The sequence below is a fragment of the Marichromatium purpuratum 984 genome, from assembly GCF_000224005.2.
In the GTDB taxonomy this organism is placed as follows: Bacteria; Pseudomonadota; Gammaproteobacteria; order Chromatiales; family Chromatiaceae; genus Marichromatium; species Marichromatium purpuratum.
Genome location: NZ_CP007031.1, coordinates 3,680,627 through 3,701,709 on the forward strand (window position 1 = coordinate 3,680,627; position 21,083 = coordinate 3,701,709).

The window sequence follows — 21,083 nt, forward strand, 5'->3', positions numbered from 1 at the left end:
CACCAGCCAACCCAACGAGGTCAAGACCGATGAAACACGCACACACCGCCCGGCTGCTCGCGATCGCCCTGCTCGCCGTCTCCACCCTGCCGCTCGCCGCCGAGCACCCGCGCGTCGACACCGTCGACTCGGCGCGGGTCGCCTTCGGTCTGGTCCAGGCCGAGACCGAGACCAGCGGCGTACACGTCCACGGCACCCTCGCCCAGCGCATCCCGCACCGCGGCGCCGTCCCCGGCGCGATCCGCGTCCAGGTGCTCGACGCCCAGGGGCGGGTGCTGGCCGAGCGCGACGTGGCGCCGATGCGTCGCAACCGTCAGGCGCTCTCGGCGCACTTCAACACCCATCTCGAGGTCGCGCCGCCGAGCGATGGCAGCGTGCGAGTGATCCATCTGGCAGGGTCCGCCCCGCTGGGCTGAACGGCGTCCCGGCACGCCGACACGACTGGCGCTCATCGACGCCCGGCGCCACGCACACGGCGTTAACCCTCGCATGGCGGATCTTGATAAAGTTTCGCCATGGAACTGAACAGCTTCGTCATCTCCGCAATCGTGCTGCTCAGCGTGGCGGCGATCACCGTCACCCTGTTCAAGCATCTGGGACTGGGCTCGATCCTCGGCCTGCTGGTGGCCGGGATCGTGGTCGGGCCGCACTCGCCCGGTCCCTACGTGACCGCACACGTCGAGGACGTGCGTCACTTCACCGAGCTGGGTGTGGTGCTGCTGCTGTTCCTCATCGGGCTGGAGATGAAACCCAAGCGGCTGTGGTCGTTGCGCCGCGAGGTGTTCGGCCTGGGCACCGCGCAGATCCTCCTCAGTGGGCTGGCGATCGCCGCCTACAGCGTCTTCTACGCCCCCTCCTGGCAGGTCAGCCTGCTGATCGGGCTGACCTTCGCGCTCTCCTCCACCGCGCTGGTGATGCAGCTGCTGCACGAACGCGGCGACATCGCCACTCGTCACGGCACCACCGCCTTCGCGGTGCTGCTGATGCAGGACCTGGCGGTGGTACCGCTGCTGGCGATCGTGCCGCTGCTCTCCAATCGCGGCACCCTGTCCTCCTCGGTGCCCTTCGGCGAGCAGCTGCTGATCGTCGTCGGCATGGTCGGGCTGATCGTCGTCTTCGGGCGCTACGTGGTGCCCTTCGCGCTGGCGCGCCTGCTGCGCCAGGGCAACCGCGAGGCCTTCGCCCTGGTGGTGATGCTCGCCGTCTTCCTCGCCGCCGGGGCGATGCACGAGGCCGGGCTGTCGATGGCGCTCGGCGCCTTCCTCATGGGCATGCTGCTGTCGACCTCGCGCTTCAGCTTCCAGATCCAGGCCCATATCGAGCCCTTCAAGGGGCTGCTGATGAGCCTGTTCTTCGTCGCCGTGGGGATGTCGATCGATCTGCCGGCGATCGCCGCCCAGCCGCTGCTGCTCGCCCAGCACGTGGTGGTGATCGTCGGCATCAAGCTGCTGGTGCTGTTCCTGATCGCGCTGGCCTTCGGGCTGCCGCGCGGGGTGGCCACCCGGGTCGCCTTCATGCTGGCGCAGAGCGGCGAGTTCGGCTTCGTGCTGTTCGGCGCGGCCAAGGCACTGGGGGTGATCGACGACACCACCTTCGCCGTCGCCGTCAGCGTGATCTCGGTGGGGATGCTGATCACCCCGCTGCTGGTGCGCCTCGGCGACCTGCTGGCGCGCCGCGCCGAGCGACGGACGACGGGCCAGACGAGCTTCGACTACGCCGCCACCGGGGTCGTGCCCCAGGGGCGGGTGGTGATCGCCGGCTACGGCCGGGTCGGTCACACCATCGCCACCATGCTCGAGGCCAACCAGATCCCCTTCATCTGCTTCGACACCAACCCCGCACACGTCGAGCGCGGCGAGCGCGACCAGCGCCCGGTGTTCTACGGCGACATCGGCAACATCGAGCTGCTCACCGCCGCCCAGGTCGAGCGCGCCGCGCTGGTGATCCTCACCATCGACCACGGTCCCTCGGCGCTGCGCGCCGTCTCGCACATCCGCACTGCCCATCCGCACGTCCCGGTGATCGCCCGCGCCCGCGACCTCGAAGCCTGCGGCAACCTGATCCGCGCCGGCGCCACCCACGCCTACCCCGAGGCGATCGAGAGCAGCCTGCGCCTCGGCGCCGAGGCGCTGCAGATGCTCGGCGTCCCCACCGACGACGTCGACGAACTGCTCCAGGGCGTGCGCAGCCAGGGCTATGCGCCGATGGCCGAATGAGGCGTACACGGAAGCCATTTGCCCTCGCCCGGAGCAGACGTTAATTTGTAGGGTCTAGCCAATCATTCATCAGCGAGGTCCTCGTGCCGTGGAGAGCCCTAACGCGCTTGCGCGCTTCAACATGATCCAGCAGCAGATCCGTCCATGGAGCGTCCTGGACGAGCGGGTGCTGGGGGCAATGGCCGAGATCGGGCGCGAGCGTTTCGTCCCCGACGGCTACCAGGGGCTTGCCTATGCCGATATCGAGGTGCCGCTGGCCAACGGCGGCCACATGCTGCCGCCCCGGGTGACCGCGCGCATGCTCCAGGCGCTGGCGGTGCAGCCCGACGAGCGCGTGCTCGAGATCGGCACCGGCAGCGGTTACGCCACCGCCTGTCTGGCCGCGCTCGGCGCCCAGGTATTGAGCCTCGAGATCGACCCCGAGCAGGCCGAGATCGCCCGCGCCCACCTCGCCGAACTCGGCACCGAACGCGTCGAGATCCGCGCCGCCGACGGTCTCGCCGGACCGATCGAGGGCGGCCCCTTCGACGCCATCCTGCTCAACGGCGCGCTGCCGAGCGACAGCGCGCTGGACGCGCTGCAGTCGCAGCTCGCGCTCGGTGGCCGACTGTGCTGCATCCTCGGCGAGGCGCCGGTGATGGAGGCGGTGCTGATCACCCGCGGCGGCGGCCAGGACTACCAGCGCGAGCCGCTGTTCGAGACCCTCGCCGGGACGCTGCGCAACGCCCCGGCGCGCGAGCAGTTCGTCTTCTGACGCCCCTCTCGCGGACGCCCGCCCGGGCGTCCGCCCGCTCTCCCTTCCCGCAAAGATCTTGAACCCGGCGCCGCTTGCAGCGCACACTTCGTGTTCCGCCGAACGGCGGATTCGCATCGAAGCACAACACAATCAAGCAGTGCGGAGGACGGACGAGATGAGTATCCACCAGGCGCAGATGCCGCTGTGTCAGCGCGACTTCTCCCAGCTCCTGATCATCGACGCCCAGGAACGGCTCGCCGCGGCGATGCCGCGCGACGAACTCGAGGGCGTCACCGCCAACATCCAGCGGCTGATCAGCGCCGCCAAGACGCTCGACATCCCGGTGATCGCCACCCAGCACAACTCGCGCGGGCTCGGGCCGATCATCGCACCGATCCGCGAGGCGCTGCCCGAGGCGGCCGAACCGACCGAGAAGACCGCCTTCTCCTGCTGTACCGCCCCCGGCTTCGAGCACAACATCTCCGCCTCGCCGGAGCGGCGCCAACTGGTGGTGGTGGGCATGGAGGCGCACATCTGCATCGTGCAGACCGTCTCCGGGCTGCAGCGCTGGGGCTATCAGGTGTTCGTGCCCGCCGACGGCATCATCTCGCGCCACCCCGCCTACAAGCAGAACGTGCTCGAACGCATGCGCCACTGCGGCATCCAGGTGGTGTGCACCGAATCGGTCGGCTTCGAATGGCTGGGCGACTCGTCCGACGAACAGTTCCGCGCCGTCTGGTCGTTGTTCAAGGAATAGAGCGGGGGATGGGAACAGACGCAAGCCATCAACCATCGGTGGCTTGCGTCCGGACTCTGACCACAGCCCCCATCAGAGGAGAGATAGTCGATCATTGTATTGGCGCGCGCTCGATGCCGGGGCCTGCACTTGGGTGACGGTGAGGTTCCCCCGAATTTCGTCCCCAAGGATTGACGTAGACAGACGATCAACGCTTGGAGAGTACGATACAGAAGATCCCGAAGCGGGTATACACGCTGGAGAGCAAGGAGCAGGCGGTCAAGCGGGTGCAGTCGGGGCGCAGTATCGCCTCGGTAGCGCGCGAGATGGGCCTGGTGGAGCAGACGGTACGCAACTGGGTGCGGCGCAGCGAGGCGGGGAAGCTGGAGTCGAGCGCGGGTAAGGTGGTCACGCCCGAGGAGATGGAACTGTCGCGGCTGCGCGCCGAGGTTGCCGAGCTTCGCAAGGAGAACACGATCCTGCGAAAAGCGACGGCGTACTTCGCGAAGGATGCGCAGCTGACGTTGCTGCTGCAGGCCATCCACGCCGAGACCGGTGGCACCTACGGCAGCCCGCGGCCTGAGTGCGAGTAAGGCGCGCGTGGAGCGGCTGATGCGTGCGCACGGCCTACGCGGCCGTCATCGGCGTCGCTATCGCGTCACGACCGACTCGAGCCACCGTCTTCCCGTCGCCGAGAACCTGCTCGCCCGGGACTTCCGGCCCAGCGCCCCGAACCAGGTGAGGTCGTCGGCTGGTCGATGCGCGCACGCATCGACGCCGAGTTGGTCATCAGCGCCCTCGACATAACCCATGCCCGGCGCCAGCCGCCACCGGGGCTGCTGCACCACTCCAACCGGGGCAGCCAGTATGCCAGCCATGCCTTCCAGCAACGCCTGCTCCGCTACGCGATGCGCTGCTCGATGAGCCGGCGCAGCAACTGCTGGGACAACGCCCCGACCGAGAGCTGGTTCAACAGCTTCAAGCACGAGCGCGTCTTCGGCGAGCGCTTCCCGACCCGCGAGGCGATGCGCGCGACGGCCTTCGAGTACATCGAGGTCTTCTACAATCGCAAGCGACTGCACTCGACGCTCGGCTATCGCTCACCCGTCGAGTTCATGCAACAGTGGGAGGCGAGACAGCACCGCGACCAGACGGTCGCATGAGACCAACCCCTTGGGGGACGAAAAAACAGGGGAACCTCACATCTTCATCCAACCATAAAAAGGGGCGGCGTGAAAAACCCCTCAAACCAATAGGTTAAACCGAATCTTGGTTGCAGGCAGGTACCAGACAAACTAAAATTGGTCGACTAGGAAACTGTGCTGCAGTTTGCCCTGTCGCTTTTGGTTTTTAGCAGAAACTTCTTGAAAACTGCAGTGCAAGTATAGACTAGTCGTTTTGTACGAAAAGTAATGCCTGAGGCATCTACGGATGCAAGCAAGCGTGAACATTGCCGAGAAACTGGCCGCCAACTTGTCGTAACGGGTGGCGATTCGTCGGCAGGACTTGAGCCAGCCGAACAACCGCTCGATGACGTTGCGTTTGCGATAGCTGGGCTTATTGAGTATCCGAGGACGGCCAGGCCTGGGCTTGCGCACGCCCTGGCGCTGCGGGATCACCGGACGGATGCCGCGCCGATCGCAATAGCGGCGTAAGTCGTCGGCATCGTAGCCCTTGTCGGCGAGCAGTTGGCGGCAACGGGTGCGCGGACGACCTCGATGAGCGCTGGGCAAGCGGACCTGATCGAGCAGCGGTTGGGCATGGCGAATGTCGCTGTGCTGGCCTGGGGAGAGCAGAAAGCTCAAGGGAACGCCCTTGGCATCGCAGAGCAGGTGGATCTTGGTCGTCAGGCCGCCGCGACTGCGCCCGAGCGCATGGCTCAGCGGCTCCTGCGGCCCCCCTTTTTTCCGCCGCCAGCGGCGGCGCGCGTGGCACGGATCGAGGTCGAGTCGATCATCCAGGTCTCCAGATCGATCAGCCCATCCTCGCGCAACCGGATGTGCAACCGCTCCAGGACCTTGGTGAAGGTGCCGTCGTCACGCCAGTCGCGAAACCGCTGGTAGACCGTCGACCAGGGACCGAAGCGCTCAGGCAGGTCGCGCCACGCCGCACCCGAGCACAGCACCCAGAAGATGCCGTTGAGCATCAGGCGGTCATCGCGGCGTGGGCGACCGGTACGCTGCGGACGGGAAAACAGATCGGCGATCAGCTCCCAGGCCTCTTCTGGGAGTTCGTAACGTCTCGACATCTGGCCTCTGCTCCTGCAAGAACGAGGTCAGTGTATCAAGCAGGGTTTTCGTACAAAACGTAGTAGTTTTTAAGACCAAGGCTCGGCAAAAACTCCATTTTGCTGAGAACTTATTCTTCGTAGATAAAAATCTACGTCACCTCGAATTAAAATTCAGGACATAGCCCAACAGAGGAAAAGCAAATGATAGAATTATTCATCGGCACTTTTTTAATATTTATTGCTTTCTTCATAGCAACATGGTCAATTTACGCAATTCGCTACCTATTAAACCTCAACAGAATTGATAAAATAGTTAGAAAAATGGAGCCAGGCCTTTTCGTGCAGCATGGAATGGTTTTCGACAAAGATTCTGGAATGCCGCGACCTCAAAGCAAGCCAACCGCAGAAGCTTTTCGCCGCCTTTGAGCTATTAGTTTCTTTCCGTTCAAAAGCTTTTTTGTACCCGCACGTCATCTTTTGCACGGGTGAATGTAAATTTTTCATAGGTAGGATTTTCCGTGGGTCAGAGTGAGGTTGGCATTCAGGGGTGGTGGAACAGCTACCCCTATTTAAACGAGTCCCTTTTCTTTTCTAACCAAAAAAGACTTACGGAAGACAAAAAAGGACTTATTTCAAGAGTTCACGGCGAATCAACAACGCCACTATATATAGGCTGGATTCCTTGTTTAGCTGGCCAGCTTTTTTTCGGATTTTCAGAGCCAGGCCTTTCTCATTTTGATCAATACAGCTTCAACATCCTAAAGCTTGAGCCCGAGACAGGCGCTCCTGTATGTCGTTATGTACTTTCGACATCGGCTTATGACTGGAAAGATTCAGGGCGCCGCGATGAGATTGGCCTTTCTCGAATGGTTTTTGCAGCAAAAGCTGAAACAGCGTCAAAGCTTGTTGGTGTTATATACGTCATTCCTTTTCAAACAAACCTATCGGACTGCAAAAAAGATCTTGCTCAGTATAGATTAGCAAAATTTTTCGATGACTTAGCTACAAGTCAAAAAGAAGCCGATGAAAATCGCAGCAGTTCTAGCTGGCGCGATTTTCAAGAAAAATACTTTAATCTTTTCTCATTCGAGCGAGAGAAAGATAATGCTTTTCTGACCGAAGAGATAAGCGACGAAAATCTTTTCGTGCATCGAATTTTATTCGAAATCGATGATGCAGGCTTTTGCTTCCTCAATTATGCCGGAACAAAAAAAAGAGGAAGTAAAAAATTCGAAATAATTAACCTTAAAGACTCAGGCAACTACGAAGACGCATATACATTAACACGCCAATCTTTTTACTATCTTAAGTATACATTCCACAAACACTCTCATCATCATCATGGAAACGACAGCTTAACGACTATCCATCGTCTAAGTTCGAAAGGCGAGCTTACTACGATGTCCCTACTTCGTGATTTAAAAAGAGCTCTGGTACAAGATAAGCGCGCAAAAAGATTCGATACTCATGACGCAGTAGGCATTGCCAATTATGGAAAATCTCTCGTAATATCAAGTAAGCGCTTAGGTTTTTTCTCAGACGAAAGAAAAAAACCTTTATCCACAAGCGCCGGAGATCCATCTGATTTCCAAAAGCAATATTTCGATCACCTTTCAGAATCTATACGATTACTGCGAAATTCCAACTTGACAAGCCGCGAACGACTAAAAAACTCCGTTACATCTTTTCAACAGGCGGTCAGCATTCCTTTTCTATTTTTCACTCCGGCCTTTTTGGTAGTGGCGAGCCGAGTAAAACTCTCCAGCTCAAGCTTTAGCAATTATGATGTGTGCGCTGACTCTTCCCTTCCTTTCCTTGAGCGTCATTTATTGAATATTGCGTGCGCAAAAAACGGCTTAGGAAATCTTTACTTCTGGTTTTTCTTTTTTATTTTTATCGCCGCACTTTATTCATTCTTTGTGCGCAACAAGCCCATTGGATATGATTTTTTCGCAAAATTAAGAGGGCATATAGCCAAAAACTCATTCATGGTTCATCACAGCAGACTCGACTTAATAACATGGCAAAGCAATAGATTATTCCTCTTTTTCTCAGAATTAAAAAACAACCTTCGCACAGAAAAAAATCACAAAATATACATCGCAGTACTTTTAATTTTCATCTTCTTTTGTTTAGCAACACCATGCCTACTACTCATGGCTTTCTCCGTATTGTCAAATTCCCCTTCTTAGGCCCATCCATAAATAGACACTGCAGCATGTCCGCGGCGGTTACTACTACAGCCGCACATCTTCACGGCGGCCCAGCCCCTCGCGCTCGATAATGACAGATCCTGGCCCGCGCCTGATGTCGTCGTCGCCAATCCGACCAGGCGATGACAGCATCAGGCGGGGCGCGTTCGCGCCACAACAGCGCCTCGAGCAGGCGCCGGATCTCAGGAGCGGTCAGTGCGATCCGCCCAGCGACAGCGCCCCCTTTTTCGCCCGCCGTTGCAGCACGACGAGGCAGGCATGGGCCAGCAGCGCAAGGGTGATATGGCGATGCCAAGCCGGCCAGCGGCGCACCTCATATTCGTCGAGCCCGCACTGCTGCTTGGCCAGCTCGAAGCCGACCTCGATCGCCCAGCGCTGCCCGGCGACCTTGGCCAGGCGCTCGAGTGTGGCCTCGGCGCGGGGCGCGAAGGCGATGTAGTAGGCCCGCTCCTCGGGGCGGTTGCAGTTGCGCCGCACCACCAGCCAATGCCCCCAGGCGCGCTCCTCGGCGCTGAGCTGCAGGCGCCACAGCGGCACCCAGGCCCACTCGAAGGTGCGCGCGCCCTTGCTCCCGGCGCCGACGGCGTGGCGCTGCCAGGCCGTCTCTGGCAGCGCCTTGGCCAGTGCCGCGACACGATGGGTCTGCGGGCCATCGAACCACACCGGTTCATTGCCCGCCACGGCGAGCACGAAGGGCTGTTGGCGCGCCTCGAGCCACAGGCGCAGCTTGCGATCCTTACCGTAGACGGCATCGCCCGTCACCCAGCCACAAGGTACCCCGGCATCGAGTGCGCGCTCGAGCATCGTACGCGCCAGGGCTGGTTTGGTCTGGAAGCGGCGTGCCTGCTCCGGGACGCCGGCCTCGGCGCAGCGTGCGGGGTCATTCGCCCAACATTTGGGCAGGTACAGCGCCCGATCGATGAAGGCCGCGCCGTGCCGGCTGGCGTAACACAGAAACACCCCGATCTGACTGTTCTCGACCCGGCCCGCCGTGCCGCTGTACTGGCGCTGCACCCCCACCGAGTGCGTGCCCTTCTTCAAGAAACCGGTCTCATCGACGATCAGCACCGCCTCGGCGTCGCCCAGCGCCTCGACGACATAGGCACGCAGCACCTCGCGCGCCGCCTCGGCGTCCCAGCGTGCCGTGTTGAGCAGGCGCTGCACCCCGTCCGGGCGCCGTTCGCCCAAGGTTTCGGCCAGCTGCCAACCGTTCTTGCGTGGCACTGTCGTCAGCAGCCCTTGCAGATAACCCCGCGCTCGGGCGCGCGGCTCAGGACGACGAAAACACGCCGCCAGGCGCTGATGGATCCTGTCCAGTTCCGTCTCCCAGCCAGAGACTTCGCTGTACTTCATGTTGTTTGAAAACCAAGCCGTTGAGTCCACATATCACAACACAAAAAATGTGCGGCTGTAGTATTACGTTTTGTACGAAAAGTAAGGGTGATTTCTGTCACGGCCAGCAGCACGCGCGAAGTCTGGACTGGAGAACCAGGATCCACCGCGTAACGCTCGTCTGTTCCCGGAATCATCAGGAGTAACGACCGTCACATCATCGAATTTGTTCAGGCACCACTCCCAGACGTTACCAGCAAGGTCATCAACCCCATAAGGTGAGCATCCATGCGGATAGAGACCAACTGCAGCTGTTTTCTCCAGAAACCATGGACCGTCGTCTCAATGCCTTTCATCTAGATTGGCATGACCAGAGTAATATTTCGCGCCCCACGGATAGATTTGGTTTTGCTTGCCTCTCGCCGCCTTCTCCCATTCCTGCTCAGTCGATAGCCGGAGACGGCCCTCCCGCAAACCAAGCCGTGAATTGAGCCAGCGGCTGAAGGCAACGCCCTCGTACCAGTTAATATCGGTACGCGGACGATTGGGTTAAGGCCACCGCGATGGTTCAGGGTCCGGTCGTACCAAGTCCACCCACCAGCGCAACTCATCGTAACCTCCATCGTCGATGAAAGTCTGATATTGGATATTAGTCACCGGATAGCGCGCGATTTTGAAGGGTGACAGCTCGTAGTGTTGGCCATTCTGATAGACAAAGGGACCACCGGGGATCTCGATCCAGGCGATGTCCGGGACGCGCAGACGGCGCGTGCGCTACGTTTTGTACGAAAACCCTGCTTGTTACACTAACCTCGTTCTTGCAGGAGAAGAGGCCAGATGTCGAGACGTTACGAACTCCCAGAAGAGGCCTGGGAGCTGATTGCCGATCTGTTTTCCCGTCCGCAGCGTACCGGTCGCCCACGCCGGGATGACCGCCTGATGCTCAACGGCATCTTCTGGGTGCTGTGCTCGGGTGCGGCGTGGCGCGACCTGCCCGAGCGCTTCGGTCCCTGGTCGACGGTCTACCAGCGGTTTCGCGACTGGCGTGACGACGGCACCTTCACCAAGGTCCTGGAACGGTTGCACATCCGGTTGCGCGAGGATGGGTTGATCGATCTGGAGACCTGGATGATCGACTCGACCTCGATCCGTGCCACGCGCGCCGCCGCTGGCGGCGGAAAAAAGGGGGGCCGCAGGAGCCGCTGAGCCATGCGCTCGGGCGCAGTCGCGGCGGCCTGACGACCAAGATCCACCTGCTCTGCGATGCCAAGGGCGTTCCCTTGAGCTTTCTGCTCTCCCCAGGCCAGCACAGCGACATTCGCCATGCCCAACCGCTCCTCGAGCAGGTCCGCTTGCCCAGCGCTCATCGAGGTCGTCCGCGCACCCGTTGCCGCCAACTGCTCGCCGACAAGGGCTACGATGCCGACGACTTACGCCGCTACTGCGATCGGCGCGGTATCCGTCCGGTGATCCCGCAGCGCCAGGGCGTGCGCAAGCCCAAGCCTGGTCGCCCTCGGGCACTCAACAAGCCCAGCTATCGCAAGCGCAACGTCATCGAGCGGCTGTTCGGCTGGCTCAAGTCCTGTCGACGCATCGCCACCCGTTACGACAAGTTGGCGACCAGCTTCTCGGCAATGTTCACGCTTGCTTGTATCCGCAGATGCCTCAGGCATTACTTTTCGTACAAAACGTAGTACTACAGCCGCATATTTTTTGTGTTGTGATATGTGGACTCAACGGCTTGGTTTTCAAACAACATGAAGTACAGCGAGGTCTCTGGCTGGGAGACGGAACTGGACAGGATCCATCAGCGCCTGGCGGCGTGTTTTCGTCGTCCTGAGCCGCGCGCCCGAGCGCGGGGTTATCTGCAAGGGCTGCTGACGACAGTGCCACGCAAGAACGGTTGGCAGCTGGCCGAAACCTTGGGCGAACGGCGCCCGGACGGGGTGCAGCGCCTGCTCAACACGGCACGCTGGGACGCCGAGGCGGCGCGCGAGGTGCTGCGTGCCTATGTCGTCGAGGCGCTGGGCGACGCCGAGGCGGTGCTGATCGTCGATGAGACCGGTTTCTTGAAGAAGGGCACGCACTCGGTGGGGGTGCAGCGCCAGTACAGCGGCACGGCGGGCCGGGTCGAGAACAGTCAGATCGGGGTGTTTCTGTGTTACGCCAGCCGGCACGGCGCGGCCTTCATCGATCGGGCGCTGTACCTGCCCAAATGTTGGGCGAATGACCCCGCACGCTGCGCCGAGGCCGGCGTCCCGGAGCAGGCACGCCGCTTCCAGACCAAACCAGCCCTGGCGCGTACGATGCTCGAGCGCGCACTCGATGCCGGGGTACCTTGTGGCTGGGTGACGGGCGATGCCGTCTACGGTAAGGATCGCAAGCTGCGCCTGTGGCTCGAGGCGCGCCAACAGCCCCTTCGTGCTCGCCGTGGCGGGCAATGAACCGGTGTGGTTCGATGGCCCGCAGACCCATCGTGTCGCGGCACTGGCCAAGGCGCTGCCAGAGACGGCCTGGCAGCGCCACGCCGTCGGCGCCGGGAGCAAGGGCGCGCGCACCTTCGAGTGGGCCTGGGTGCCGCTGTGGCGCCTGCAGCTCAGCGCCGAGGAGCGCGCCTGGGGGCATTGGCTGGTGGTGCGGCGCAACTGCAACCGCCCCGAGGAGCGGGCCTACTACATCGCCTTCGCGCCCCGCGCCGAGGCCACACTCGAGCGCCTGGCCAAGGTCGCCGGGCAGCGCTGGGCGATCGAGGTCGGCTTCGAGCTGGCCAAGCAGCAGTGTGGGCTCGACGAGTATGAGGTGCGCCGCTGGCCGGCTTGGCATCGCCATATCACCCTTGCGCTGCTGGCCCATGCCTGCCTCGTCGTGCTGCAACGACGGGCGAAAAAGGGGGCGCTGTCGCCGGGCGGATCGCACTGACCGCCCCTGAGATCCGGCACCTGCTCGAGGCGCTGTTGTGGCGCGAACGCGCCCCGCCTGATGCTGTCATCGCCTGGTCGGATTGGCGACGACGACATCAGGCGCGGGCCAGGGTCTGTCATTATCGAGCGCGAGGGGCTGGGCCGCCATAATGATGTGCGGCTGTAGTAGTAGGGTTGGGGTTGAGTCTTCAAGAGCGCCTCGCCCGTCTCGAGTCGTTGGATGTGATCCGCAACGGAGGGAAAGCGTCGCGATAAAAGCGGTCGAGCGTCCGTGCCAGTCGGTAGGTCGACACATTATCGACCAAGAGCCGTGCGGGATCGACTGGCTCAAGCCACAGGGATAACGCCATTTCAGGACGGCATCAAGCCCATTCGGTGCGTCAAGCCAGCGGTCGAGCCATTTGACCCACGCACCGGAGGACGGCCTTGCCCCTGCGCCCTCCCCCATCCTCACCCCTTCGGCAAATACCCCTCGACCAAACCGATCAACCGCGCCAGCGCGCCGCGATTGGCCTCGACGAAGGCGCGGCCGTTGGCGCCGATCGCGGCACGGCGTTCGGGGGCGGCGAGCCAGTCGGTGAGGCGTGCGGCCAGGGCCTCGCTGTCGGCGACCCGATCGCAGCCGCCGAGGCCGATCAGGCGGGTGGTGATCTCGGCGAAGTTGAAGGTGTGCGGGCCGACCAGCGCCGGCACCCCGGCGACGGCGGCCTCGAGCAGGTTGTGACCGCCGACCGGCACCAGCGAGCCGCCGATGAAGGCGACGTCGACAGCGGCGATCAGCCCCGCCAGCTCGCCCATGGTGTCGCCGAGCAGGACCTGGGCCTCGCTCACATCGGCGTCGGGATCGGTGCGGCGCGCCAGGCGGAAGCCGTGGGTCTCGACCAGCGCGGCGACCTGGTCGAAGCGCTCGGGGTGGCGCGGCACCAGCACCAGCAGCGCCTCGGGGTGATGTTCGAGCACGCGGCGGTGGGCGGCGAGCACCCGCGCCTCCTCGCCCTCGTGGGTGCTGGCGGCGATCCACAGCGGCCGACCCTCGCCCCAGTGCGCGCGCAGCTCGGCGCTGCGGCGCTCGCGCTCGGGGTCGTCGGCGACGTCGAACTTGACCGAGCCGGTCACCCGCACCCGCTCGGGCTCGGCGCCGAGCGCGTTGAAGCGACGTGCGTCGCCGCGCCCCTGAGCGGCGATCAGCGCGAAGCGGCGCAGCGTCGGCGCGGTGAGCCGACCGAGCTGGGCATAGCCGCGCGCCGAGCGCGCCGACAGTCGGGCATTGACCAACAGGGTGGGGATGCTGCGCTCGGCGCAGGCGTCGAGCATGTTCGGCCAGATCTCGGTCTCGATGACGATCAGCAGCCGGGGGCGCGCCTGATCGAGAAAGCGCGCCTGCACCCCGGGCAGGTCGTAGGGGGTGTAGCGGTGCGCCACCCGCTCGCCGAACAGCGCGTGCAGCCGCTCGGCACCAGTCGGGGTGGTGGTGGTGACCAGCACCCGACAGGTCGGGGTACGCGCGAGCAGGTGCTCGATGAGCCCACGCGCGGCCAGCACCTCGCCGACCGAGACGGCGTGCACCCAGACCTCGACCGGCGGCGCGGGCACGCCGCGCGCCAGCCGTTCGCCGAGACGCAGCTCGCGCGCCGGGCGCGACAGCCCGCGCAGCACCAGGCGCAGCAGCACCAGCGGCAGGGTCAGACGCAGTACCAGGGTGTAGAGCAGTTGCAACAGTGTCCCCCTGAACGAGGGTTGGGCCTCGATCACCGACTCAGACATCGCGGATCGCCCCGATGATCCGGCTGGTCGAACGTCCGGGCAGGAAGTCGAGCACCCGCACCTCGCCACCGCGCGCGCGCACGCAGTCGGCCCCGGCGATCTCCTCGACGTGGTAGTCGCCGCCCTTGACCAGCACGTCCGGGCCGACGGCGCAAATCAGCGCCTCCGGGGTGTCCTCGGAGAAGGGGCAGACCCAGTCGACCGAGGCCAGCCCGGCGAGCACCGCCATGCGCTGCTCGACGCCGTTGATCGGTCGCCCCTCGCCCTTGAGCCGGCGCACCGAGTCGTCGTCGTTGACCGCCACCACCAGCCGATCGCCGAGCGCGCGGGCCTGCTGCAGATAGGCGACATGACCCTCGTGGAGGATGTCGAAGCAGCCGTTGGTCATCACCACCCGCTCGCCGCGCGCGCGCGCCTCGGCCACGGTGTGCACCAGGGCGTCGCGATCGAGCAGGGTGCGCCACTCGCCGCCGCGATAGGCGCGCGCCAGTTCGCGCACGCCGACGCTGGCAGTGCCGAGCTTGGCCACCGCCAGCCCGGCGGCGCAATTGGCCAGGGCGCAGGCGGCGGGCAGCGGCATGCCGGCGGCGAGCGCGGCGGCGAGCGCGGCGATCACGGTATCGCCCGCGCCGGTGACGTCGAACACCTCGCGCGCCTGGGTCGGCAGGTGCAGCGCCTCGGCACCGGCGGCGAGCAGCAACATACCGCGCTCGCCCAGGGTCACCAGCAGCGCCTCCAGCGCCAGCTCGTCGCGCAGCCGCTCGGCGCGCGCGATCAGGGTGGCGTCGTCGGCGCAGGGGCCGACCACCGCCTCCAACTCGCCGCGATTAGGGGTGAGCAGGGTGGCGCCGCGATAGCGCGCGAAGTCCGATCCCTTGGGGTCGACCAGCACCGGCAGGCCACGGGCGCGGGCGCGCTCGATCAGCCGCTGCGGATCGACCAGGGTGCCCTTGCCGTAGTCCGAGAGCAGCAGCAGCTGATGATGCGGCAGCGCGGCCTCGACCAGCGCCGGCAGCGGGTCCTCGGCCAGCGGCGCGAGCGACGCCTCGAAGTCGAGCCGGATGAGCTGCTGGTGATGGCTGAGCACCCGCAGCTTGGTGATGGTCGGCACGTCGTCGCGACGGTGCAGGTGCAGCGCGACCCCGGCCTCGCGCAGCGGCGCGGTCAGACACTCGGCGGCCTCGTCGCGACCGGTCACGCCGACGAGCGCGGTGCGCACGCCGAGCGCGGCGAGGTTGAGCGCGACATTGGCGCCGCCGCCGGGGCGGTCCTCGCGCCCGTCGATGCGCACCACCGGCACCGGGGCCTCGGGCGAGATACGGCGGGTGCAACCGCTCCAGTAGCGGTCGAGCATCAGGTCGCCGGCCACCAGGATGCTGGCGCGGCCGAAGTCGGGGAGATCGGGAAGGGGGATCGGGCTCAAGCTGGACTCCGCAATCGCACGGGACAGATCCCTAACATGATCGCACGAGTTCCTCGATCGGGCGCGGCCGACCGACGCCATAGCCCTGGGCGTAGTCGACACCGATGCCGCGCAGCACTTCCAGGGTCGCATCGCCGTCGACGAACTCGGCCACGGTGCGCATTCCCATCGCCTGACCGACCTCGTTGATCGAGCGCACCATGGTGCGAGCGACCGGGTTGTCGGCGATGTCCTTGATGAACATGCCGTCGATCTTGATGAAGTCGACCGGCAGGTTCTTCAGATAGGCGAAGGAGGACAAGCCGCTGCCGAAGTCGTCGAGGGCGAAGCGACAGCCGAGCGCGCGCAACGCCTCGATGAACTCGAGGGCATTGGTCATGTTGGAGATCGCCGCAGTCTCGGTGACCTCGAAGCAGAGCTTGGCGGCGATGGTGTCGTGTCGGTGCAACTGCGAGGCGATGCGATCGAGCAGTTGGGGGTCGCTCAGCGAGTGCCCGGAGAGGTTGATCGAGCACAGGTTGAGTCCGTCGAGATGCTCGGGGTGATCGCTGAGCCAGGCGAGGGCCGTCTCCAGCACCCACTCGTCGATCCGTCCGATCAGGTGATAGCGCTCGGCGGCGGGCAGGAAGGCGCCGGGCATCACCGCCGCGCCGTCGTCGTCGTACATCCGCAGCAGCAGCTCGTAGTGCGCGCCGTCGCCGTCGCCGTTGATCGGCACGATCGGCTGGAAGGCGAGCCCGAAGCGCGCCTGTTCGAGCGCCAGATTGATCCGCGACACCCACTGCATCTCGCCGTGACGGCGCGCCAGCTCGGCATCGTCGGCGGTATAGACATGGATGCGGTTGCGCCCGGCGTCCTTGGCCGCGTAGCAGGCGCTGTCGGCGGCGCTGAGCAGCGAGACCAGGCCCTCGCTGGTGGCGTCGATCGACACCAGCCCGATGCTCACCCCGAGCCGGAAGCGCTTGTCGCCCCAGATGAAGTGGAAATCCCCCACCGCCTTGCACAGCGCCTCGGCGACCCGGATCGCACCGGCGTGCTCGCACCCCTCCATCAGCACCCCGAACTCGTCGCCGCCGAGTCGCGCCAGGGTGTCCTGCTGACGAATGCAGGCGGCGAGCACATGGGCGAGCTGACGCAGCACCGCATCGCCGGCGATGTGTCCGCAGGTGTCGTTGATCACCTTGAACTGATCGAGGTCGAGATAGCAGAGCGCATGCTGGCGGTGCTCGCGTCGCGCCTCCTCGATCGCCCGCTGCAGTCGTTGCTCGAAGGCACTGCGGTTGAGCAACCCGGTGAGCGCATCGAGATTGGCCTGACGACGCAGCTCCTCGGAGAGCCGATGGGCCTCGGTGTTGTCGAGCCAGGAGCCGACCAGCTCCACCGCCCGACCGCTGCCGTCGCACAGCAGACGCACGCTGTCGCGTACCCAGCGCCAGTCGCCATCGCGATGACGCATGCGGTACTCGCCGTTGGCCGCGCGCTGGGCATCGCCGTCGAACATGGCGTCGAGCACGTCGAGATCGTCCGGGTGTATCAGCCCCTCCCACACCAGCGCGCCGTTGACCAGTTGCTCGGGGTCGTAGCCGAGCAGCTGACGGAGGTTGTCGCTGACGAAGATGAAGCGCGTCGGACGCTCCGGCTCGCGGGCATAGACCACCGCCGGACTGGCGGCGATGACGTGATGCAGCAGATCAAAGGAGCGCCGCATCGCCTCCTCGGCGCGACGGTGCGCGGCAAGATCGCGCACCACCGCGAACAGCTCCCCCCCGGCGGGCGTCTCGCCGCCGTCGCCGAGCGCGAGCAGCTTGATCTCGACCGGCAGCGGCGTCTCGTCGGCGCCGTCGAGCAACTCCAACTCGATGGCGCGTACCCGACCCTCGGCGCTGCCACCCGGTTCGCGCAGCTCGTCGAGCAGGGCGCTGACGCGCCCCCGATGATCGGGCGCGACCAGTTCGAGCAGCGGGCGATCGAGCACACTCTCAGGACGGCGCTGCAACAGCACCGCGACCCGGTCGTTGACGAAACGCACCCGACCGTCGCCGCTGAGCAGAAAGACCAGGTCGGGCGAGGCATGCACCAGGAAGCGATGGAGACGCTCGGAATCGCGCAGCCGCGCCTGCATGGTCGCCTGGGCGCGAGTCAGTGCGCCGCGCTCGCAGGCGCGCGCGATCGCCGCGAGCAGGGTGTCGAGCCGATAGGGCTTGGCGACGAAGTCACAGGCACCGTGACGCAGCGCCCGGGTCGCCTCGGCCACCGAGCGGGTGGCGCTGACCACCACCACGGCGACCTCCTCGCCGCGCTCGGCGAGCCGGTCGAGCACCTGCACGCCGTCGCCGACCGGCAAGATCAGATCGAGCAGGATCAGGTCGAAGCGCTCGCGCTCGAGCTGTGCCAGGGCCTCGGCAACACCGGCGACGGCGCGCACCGAAAAGCCCCGCGTCCCGAGCAATCGCTCCAGGCTGGCGCGACTGCGTGGCTCGTCGTCGACCACCAGCAACCGTCGGCAGCCATCCCCGGCCAGCACCGAGGGGGAAGGGGATTGGGGATCGCTCATCGCTTCGCTCCGTCTCGCTCAGGGCCGACGCAACGGCAGCAGGATCTGAAAGCGACAACCGGCGTTCGGCCGACTGCGACAGCTCACCAGGCCCCCAGCCGCCTCGACCAGATTACGCACGATGGTCAGCCCCACCCCGGCATGTCCCGGCTTGGTGCTCTGTTGCGGCTGGAACAGGGTCTCCAGCCGCTCGGCGACAAGCCCCGGACCGTCGTCCTCGACCCGCAACTCGACATGGGCACGACCGCCAACCCGCACCCCGTCCTCCAGGACCACCGCGATCCGTCCGTCCTCACCGAGTGCCTCGGCGGCGTTGCGCACCAGATTGACCACCACTTGACGCAGGGCGTCGCTCTCCAGACGCAGCGGCGGCAGTGAGGTCGGACAGGTGCAGCTGAACGCGATCCCGCGCGGTCGGCACAGGGCGTGGTCGAGTACCCCGACGAGTCGGCGCAGCGACTCGGCCAGGTCCTCGTCGGCGCCGGCGCCGACGGCCTCGTCGCCATCGACCAGGCGCACCAGGATGCTCCCGACCCGCTCCAACTCCTCGCGCAACACCAGCAGATCGGCATTGGCCTCGGCGTCGTCGGCCAGACGCTGGGCGAGCAGTTCGAGATAGTTCTGGGCGATGCTCAGCGGATTGCCCGCCTCGTGCACCACCTGACGCAGTCGCGCCTGTTCGAGCAGCGCGCGCTCCTGCGCGGCGCGCTGGTGCAGCAACCGCTGGTCGCGCTGGCGCGCCAGCGCCCGACCACAGACCTCGCCGAAGGTCAGCAGCAACCGTTCGCGCTCGCGCAGCCGGGCGAGCTGCACCGCGCTCGGCGCCAGCACCAGCACCGCGCCGGAGACACCCGCGGCACGCAGCGGCAGGCAATAGAGCGCCTCGGCGCCGCCGGCGAGCTGGTGTTCGAGCACCCCGAGGTCGTCGTCCGCGAGCAGCGCCGAGCAGGGCTCGCCGGCGAAGGCGCGAGCGGGCAGGTGCGGACCGTCGGCGGCACAGTCGATCGCCTCGAATCCGGGGTCGGCCATCAGCGGGTCGTGCCCGCGCAACCGCTCGCCTTCCTCCGCCACCAGGAAGCGTGCCCGGTCGATACCGAACAGTACCACCACGCAGCGCGCGATGGTCGCGAGCAACGCGCCCTCGTCCTCGGCGCGGGCGAGCTGGCCGTCGAGTCCGTCGACCAGCGCGCGATCACGCAGCGCGCGCGCCAGCGGCGCACCCGGCGCGCTACCGCTCTCGAACCCCAGTGCCGCGCACAGCGGCTCGACCTGTTGCTCGGCCTCGCGGTGCAGCCGCTGCGCCACCGTCGGGGTCAAACCGAACAGTGCGTCGGCCAACGCCAGGGCCTCGGGCTCGCTCCAGTGCGGGCTGTCGAGTGCATTGGCCAGGTGAACCAGGCGCAGCGCCGACGGCGCGTCGGCCAGTGCCGCGAGCGAGGCGTGATGGTGGCGTGCCGCCATCACCAGTGGCTCCGGCAACCGCCAGGCAGCGAGCAGCGCGCCACCCACGGCGCAGTGATCGACGCCGATCCGTTCGCGCTCGCACACGAGCAGACGCGCGGCGCCACCCTCGCCGGGAGGCTCGGGCGGCCACTCACCACACTGGGTGGCGATCACCAGGCGGCCGATATCGTGCAGCAGACCAGCGAGATAGAGCCGCTCGGGCTCGTCGATGGAGAGGGTACGGGCCAGGGCGCGGGCGAGCGCGGCGGTGACCAGGGCATGACGCCAGAAGGCGGCGAGCGTCGCGGCAGACAGCGGGCGCTCCGGGGTGAAGGCCTGGACCAGCGCGGTGGTCAGGGCAATGGTCTTGATGGTATCCAACCCGAGCGTGACCAACACCCGTTCGAGCGCGGTGAAGGTGGGCGCACGACGGCGGAAGGCGGCGGAGTTGGCGATCGCCAGCATCCGCGTGGTCAGCGACGGGTCGCGCGCGCAGATCCGCGCCAGGGTCTCGAACTCGACCTCGTCGTCGACGAAGGCATCGAGCAGTTCGAGCAGCACCAGGGGTGGCGAGGGCAGCGCGTCGAGCGCGGTCGGATCGATACCAATGCTTGCTGTGGCCATAGAACGAACACCGCAGATCGATCGTCGAGGGATCGCTCCAGGTCATCATTCCATGGTGTGCCCGTAGCGCATGATTGACGCGAAAAGTGTAATGAATTTCACCCGCTCATTCACCCGCCAATCGCGCACGCCAGCTCACCAGATCAGGCTTGGGGGCGTGTTTGATCGAGACCTTCCACCAGAAACCGAGCAGATCGTCGCCGAAGGAGATCGCCTTGCGCGGCAGTGCCAGCGGGTGATCGGCACGGGTCGCGGCGCCACGCAGACAGGTCGTCGCCGAGCGATAACCGGCGGCGGCGGCAAGCCTCGGGGTGTGATGATCGAAGCTGCCGAAGGGATAGCAGAGGTGCTGTACGGGGGCACCGAGCAGGTCTTCGAGTCGCGCCCGGCTGGCGCCCAGCTCCTCGGCCTGACGCGCAGGCTCACACGCGCCGAGCTTGACGTGGTTGGCGGTGTGCGAGCCGATGGTGATGCCCGCGGCATGGACCTCGCGCAGCGCGGCGGCGTCCATCAGCTCGGGGACCGGGCGACCGGGATCCTTGGCGAACCACTCGGCGCGACGCCCGACCCAATCGCTGATGACATAGACGGTGGCCGGGAAGCCGTGACGCGCGAGCACCGGCAGGGCGTGGTCGACGAAGTTGCGATAGCCGTCGTCGAAGGTCAGCACCACCGAGCGCGACGCCAGCGTGCGCTCGCCGCGCAGCCCGGCGAGCGCCTCGTCGAGCCCGATCACCCGATAGCCGAGGCGCGCGAGCAACGCCATCTGCGCGCTGAAGCGACGGCGATCGCAGTAGTTAGCGCGATGCGCGCGCATCGGCGCGAAATCGCCGACCTGGTGATACATCAGGATCGAGAGACGGGGCTCGCTCATGGTGACACTCGTGCGAT

At 65.1% G+C, this 21,083-nt stretch carries 13 protein-coding genes and 4 pseudogenes; 9 read left to right on the top strand and 8 right to left on the bottom strand.

Features of this window, described 5'->3' with window-relative positions:
* Positions 1 to 29: 29 nt before the first annotated feature.
* The 5 genes and pseudogenes from MARPU_RS16005 (at position 30) to MARPU_RS17400 (ending at position 4,851) form a co-directional block, all read left to right on the top strand.
* The gene (locus tag MARPU_RS16005) at positions 30 to 416 is read left to right on the top strand and encodes a hypothetical protein (RefSeq protein ID WP_005223159.1); all 387 of its coding nucleotides are present in this window, start codon (positions 30 to 32) and stop codon (positions 414 to 416) included.
* A gap of 99 nt (positions 417 to 515) precedes the next feature.
* Entirely contained in the window at positions 516 to 2,216 is a 1,701-nt protein-coding gene (locus MARPU_RS16010) for a cation:proton antiporter domain-containing protein (protein WP_005223160.1), read from the top strand.
* Positions 2,217 to 2,304: 88 nt separating this feature from the next.
* Complete coding sequence (locus MARPU_RS16015; protein ID WP_005223161.1) at positions 2,305 to 2,970, top strand: protein-L-isoaspartate O-methyltransferase family protein; 666 nt, start codon at positions 2,305 to 2,307, stop codon at positions 2,968 to 2,970.
* Positions 2,971 to 3,127: 157 nt separating this feature from the next.
* Entirely contained in the window at positions 3,128 to 3,709 is a 582-nt protein-coding gene (locus MARPU_RS16020; protein ID WP_005223162.1) for an isochorismatase family protein, read from the top strand.
* 206 nt (positions 3,710 to 3,915) lie between these two features.
* Positions 3,916 to 4,851 (top strand): annotated as a pseudogene (locus MARPU_RS17400) (IS3 family transposase).
* Positions 4,852 to 5,082: 231 nt separating this feature from the next.
* On the opposite strand, the pseudogene MARPU_RS17405 reads toward MARPU_RS17400, so the two are convergent.
* A pseudogene (locus tag MARPU_RS17405) lies at positions 5,083 to 5,936 on the bottom strand (IS5 family transposase); the annotation flags it as partial.
* 183 nt (positions 5,937 to 6,119) lie between these two features.
* Between MARPU_RS17405 and MARPU_RS17790 the strand changes: the two are divergent.
* Both MARPU_RS17790 and MARPU_RS17795 read left to right on the top strand, forming a co-directional pair.
* The gene (locus tag MARPU_RS17790) at positions 6,120 to 6,344 is read left to right on the top strand and encodes a hypothetical protein (protein WP_156929296.1); all 225 of its coding nucleotides are present in this window, start codon (positions 6,120 to 6,122) and stop codon (positions 6,342 to 6,344) included.
* A gap of 92 nt (positions 6,345 to 6,436) precedes the next feature.
* Positions 6,437 to 8,110 carry a hypothetical protein gene (locus tag MARPU_RS17795; protein ID WP_005225109.1) on the top strand — a complete coding sequence of 558 codons (1,674 nt, stop codon included), beginning with the start codon at positions 6,437 to 6,439 and terminating at the stop codon, positions 8,108 to 8,110.
* Positions 8,111 to 8,323: 213 nt separating this feature from the next.
* Here MARPU_RS17795 and MARPU_RS16040 read toward each other — a convergent pair whose 3' ends face one another.
* Together MARPU_RS16040 and MARPU_RS18195 are read right to left on the bottom strand one after the other, a co-directional pair.
* Entirely contained in the window at positions 8,324 to 9,484 is a 1,161-nt protein-coding gene (locus tag MARPU_RS16040) for an IS701 family transposase (RefSeq protein ID WP_025275404.1), read from the bottom strand.
* A gap of 63 nt (positions 9,485 to 9,547) precedes the next feature.
* Positions 9,548 to 10,225: pseudogene (locus MARPU_RS18195) on the bottom strand (formylglycine-generating enzyme family protein).
* A 75-nt stretch (positions 10,226 to 10,300) separates the two neighbouring features.
* Between MARPU_RS18195 and MARPU_RS17425 the strand changes: the two are divergent.
* Positions 10,301 to 11,157, top strand: a protein-coding gene (locus MARPU_RS17425) for an IS5 family transposase (protein ID WP_156929297.1) whose coding sequence is annotated in 2 segments (ribosomal slippage) — positions 10,301 to 10,643 and positions 10,643 to 11,157 — 858 coding nt in all. Because the reading frame shifts where the segments join, the coding sequence is not laid out codon by codon here.
* Positions 11,158 to 11,220: 63 nt separating this feature from the next.
* Positions 11,221 to 12,382, top strand: a pseudogene (locus tag MARPU_RS17430) (IS701 family transposase).
* 452 nt (positions 12,383 to 12,834) lie between these two features.
* Here the strand turns inward: MARPU_RS17430 and waaA are convergent.
* From waaA to MARPU_RS16085, 5 genes are all read right to left on the bottom strand, one after another.
* Positions 12,835 to 14,148, bottom strand: coding sequence for a lipid IV(A) 3-deoxy-D-manno-octulosonic acid transferase (gene waaA, locus MARPU_RS16065; RefSeq protein WP_005224887.1), 1,314 nt, complete (start codon positions 14,146 to 14,148; stop codon positions 12,835 to 12,837).
* Entirely contained in the window at positions 14,141 to 15,571 is a 1,431-nt protein-coding gene (gene hldE, locus MARPU_RS16070) for a bifunctional D-glycero-beta-D-manno-heptose-7-phosphate kinase/D-glycero-beta-D-manno-heptose 1-phosphate adenylyltransferase HldE (RefSeq protein ID WP_005224888.1), read from the bottom strand. The genes waaA and hldE overlap by 8 nt, the downstream gene beginning before the upstream one ends.
* A 31-nt stretch (positions 15,572 to 15,602) precedes the next feature.
* On the bottom strand, positions 15,603 to 18,125 hold the full coding sequence (locus tag MARPU_RS16870) for an EAL domain-containing protein (RefSeq protein ID WP_005224889.1): 2,523 nt from the start codon (positions 18,123 to 18,125) through the stop codon (positions 15,603 to 15,605).
* Between the two features lie 18 nt (positions 18,126 to 18,143).
* Positions 18,144 to 20,192: an HDOD domain-containing protein gene (locus tag MARPU_RS16080; RefSeq protein ID WP_005224890.1), complete on the bottom strand. Its 2,049-nt coding sequence runs from the start codon at positions 20,190 to 20,192 to the stop codon at positions 18,144 to 18,146.
* A 106-nt stretch (positions 20,193 to 20,298) separates the two neighbouring features.
* Positions 20,299 to 21,066 carry a polysaccharide deacetylase family protein gene (locus MARPU_RS16085; protein WP_005224891.1) on the bottom strand — a complete coding sequence of 256 codons (768 nt, stop codon included), beginning with the start codon at positions 21,064 to 21,066 and terminating at the stop codon, positions 20,299 to 20,301.
* Positions 21,067 to 21,083: the final 17 nt, after the last annotated feature.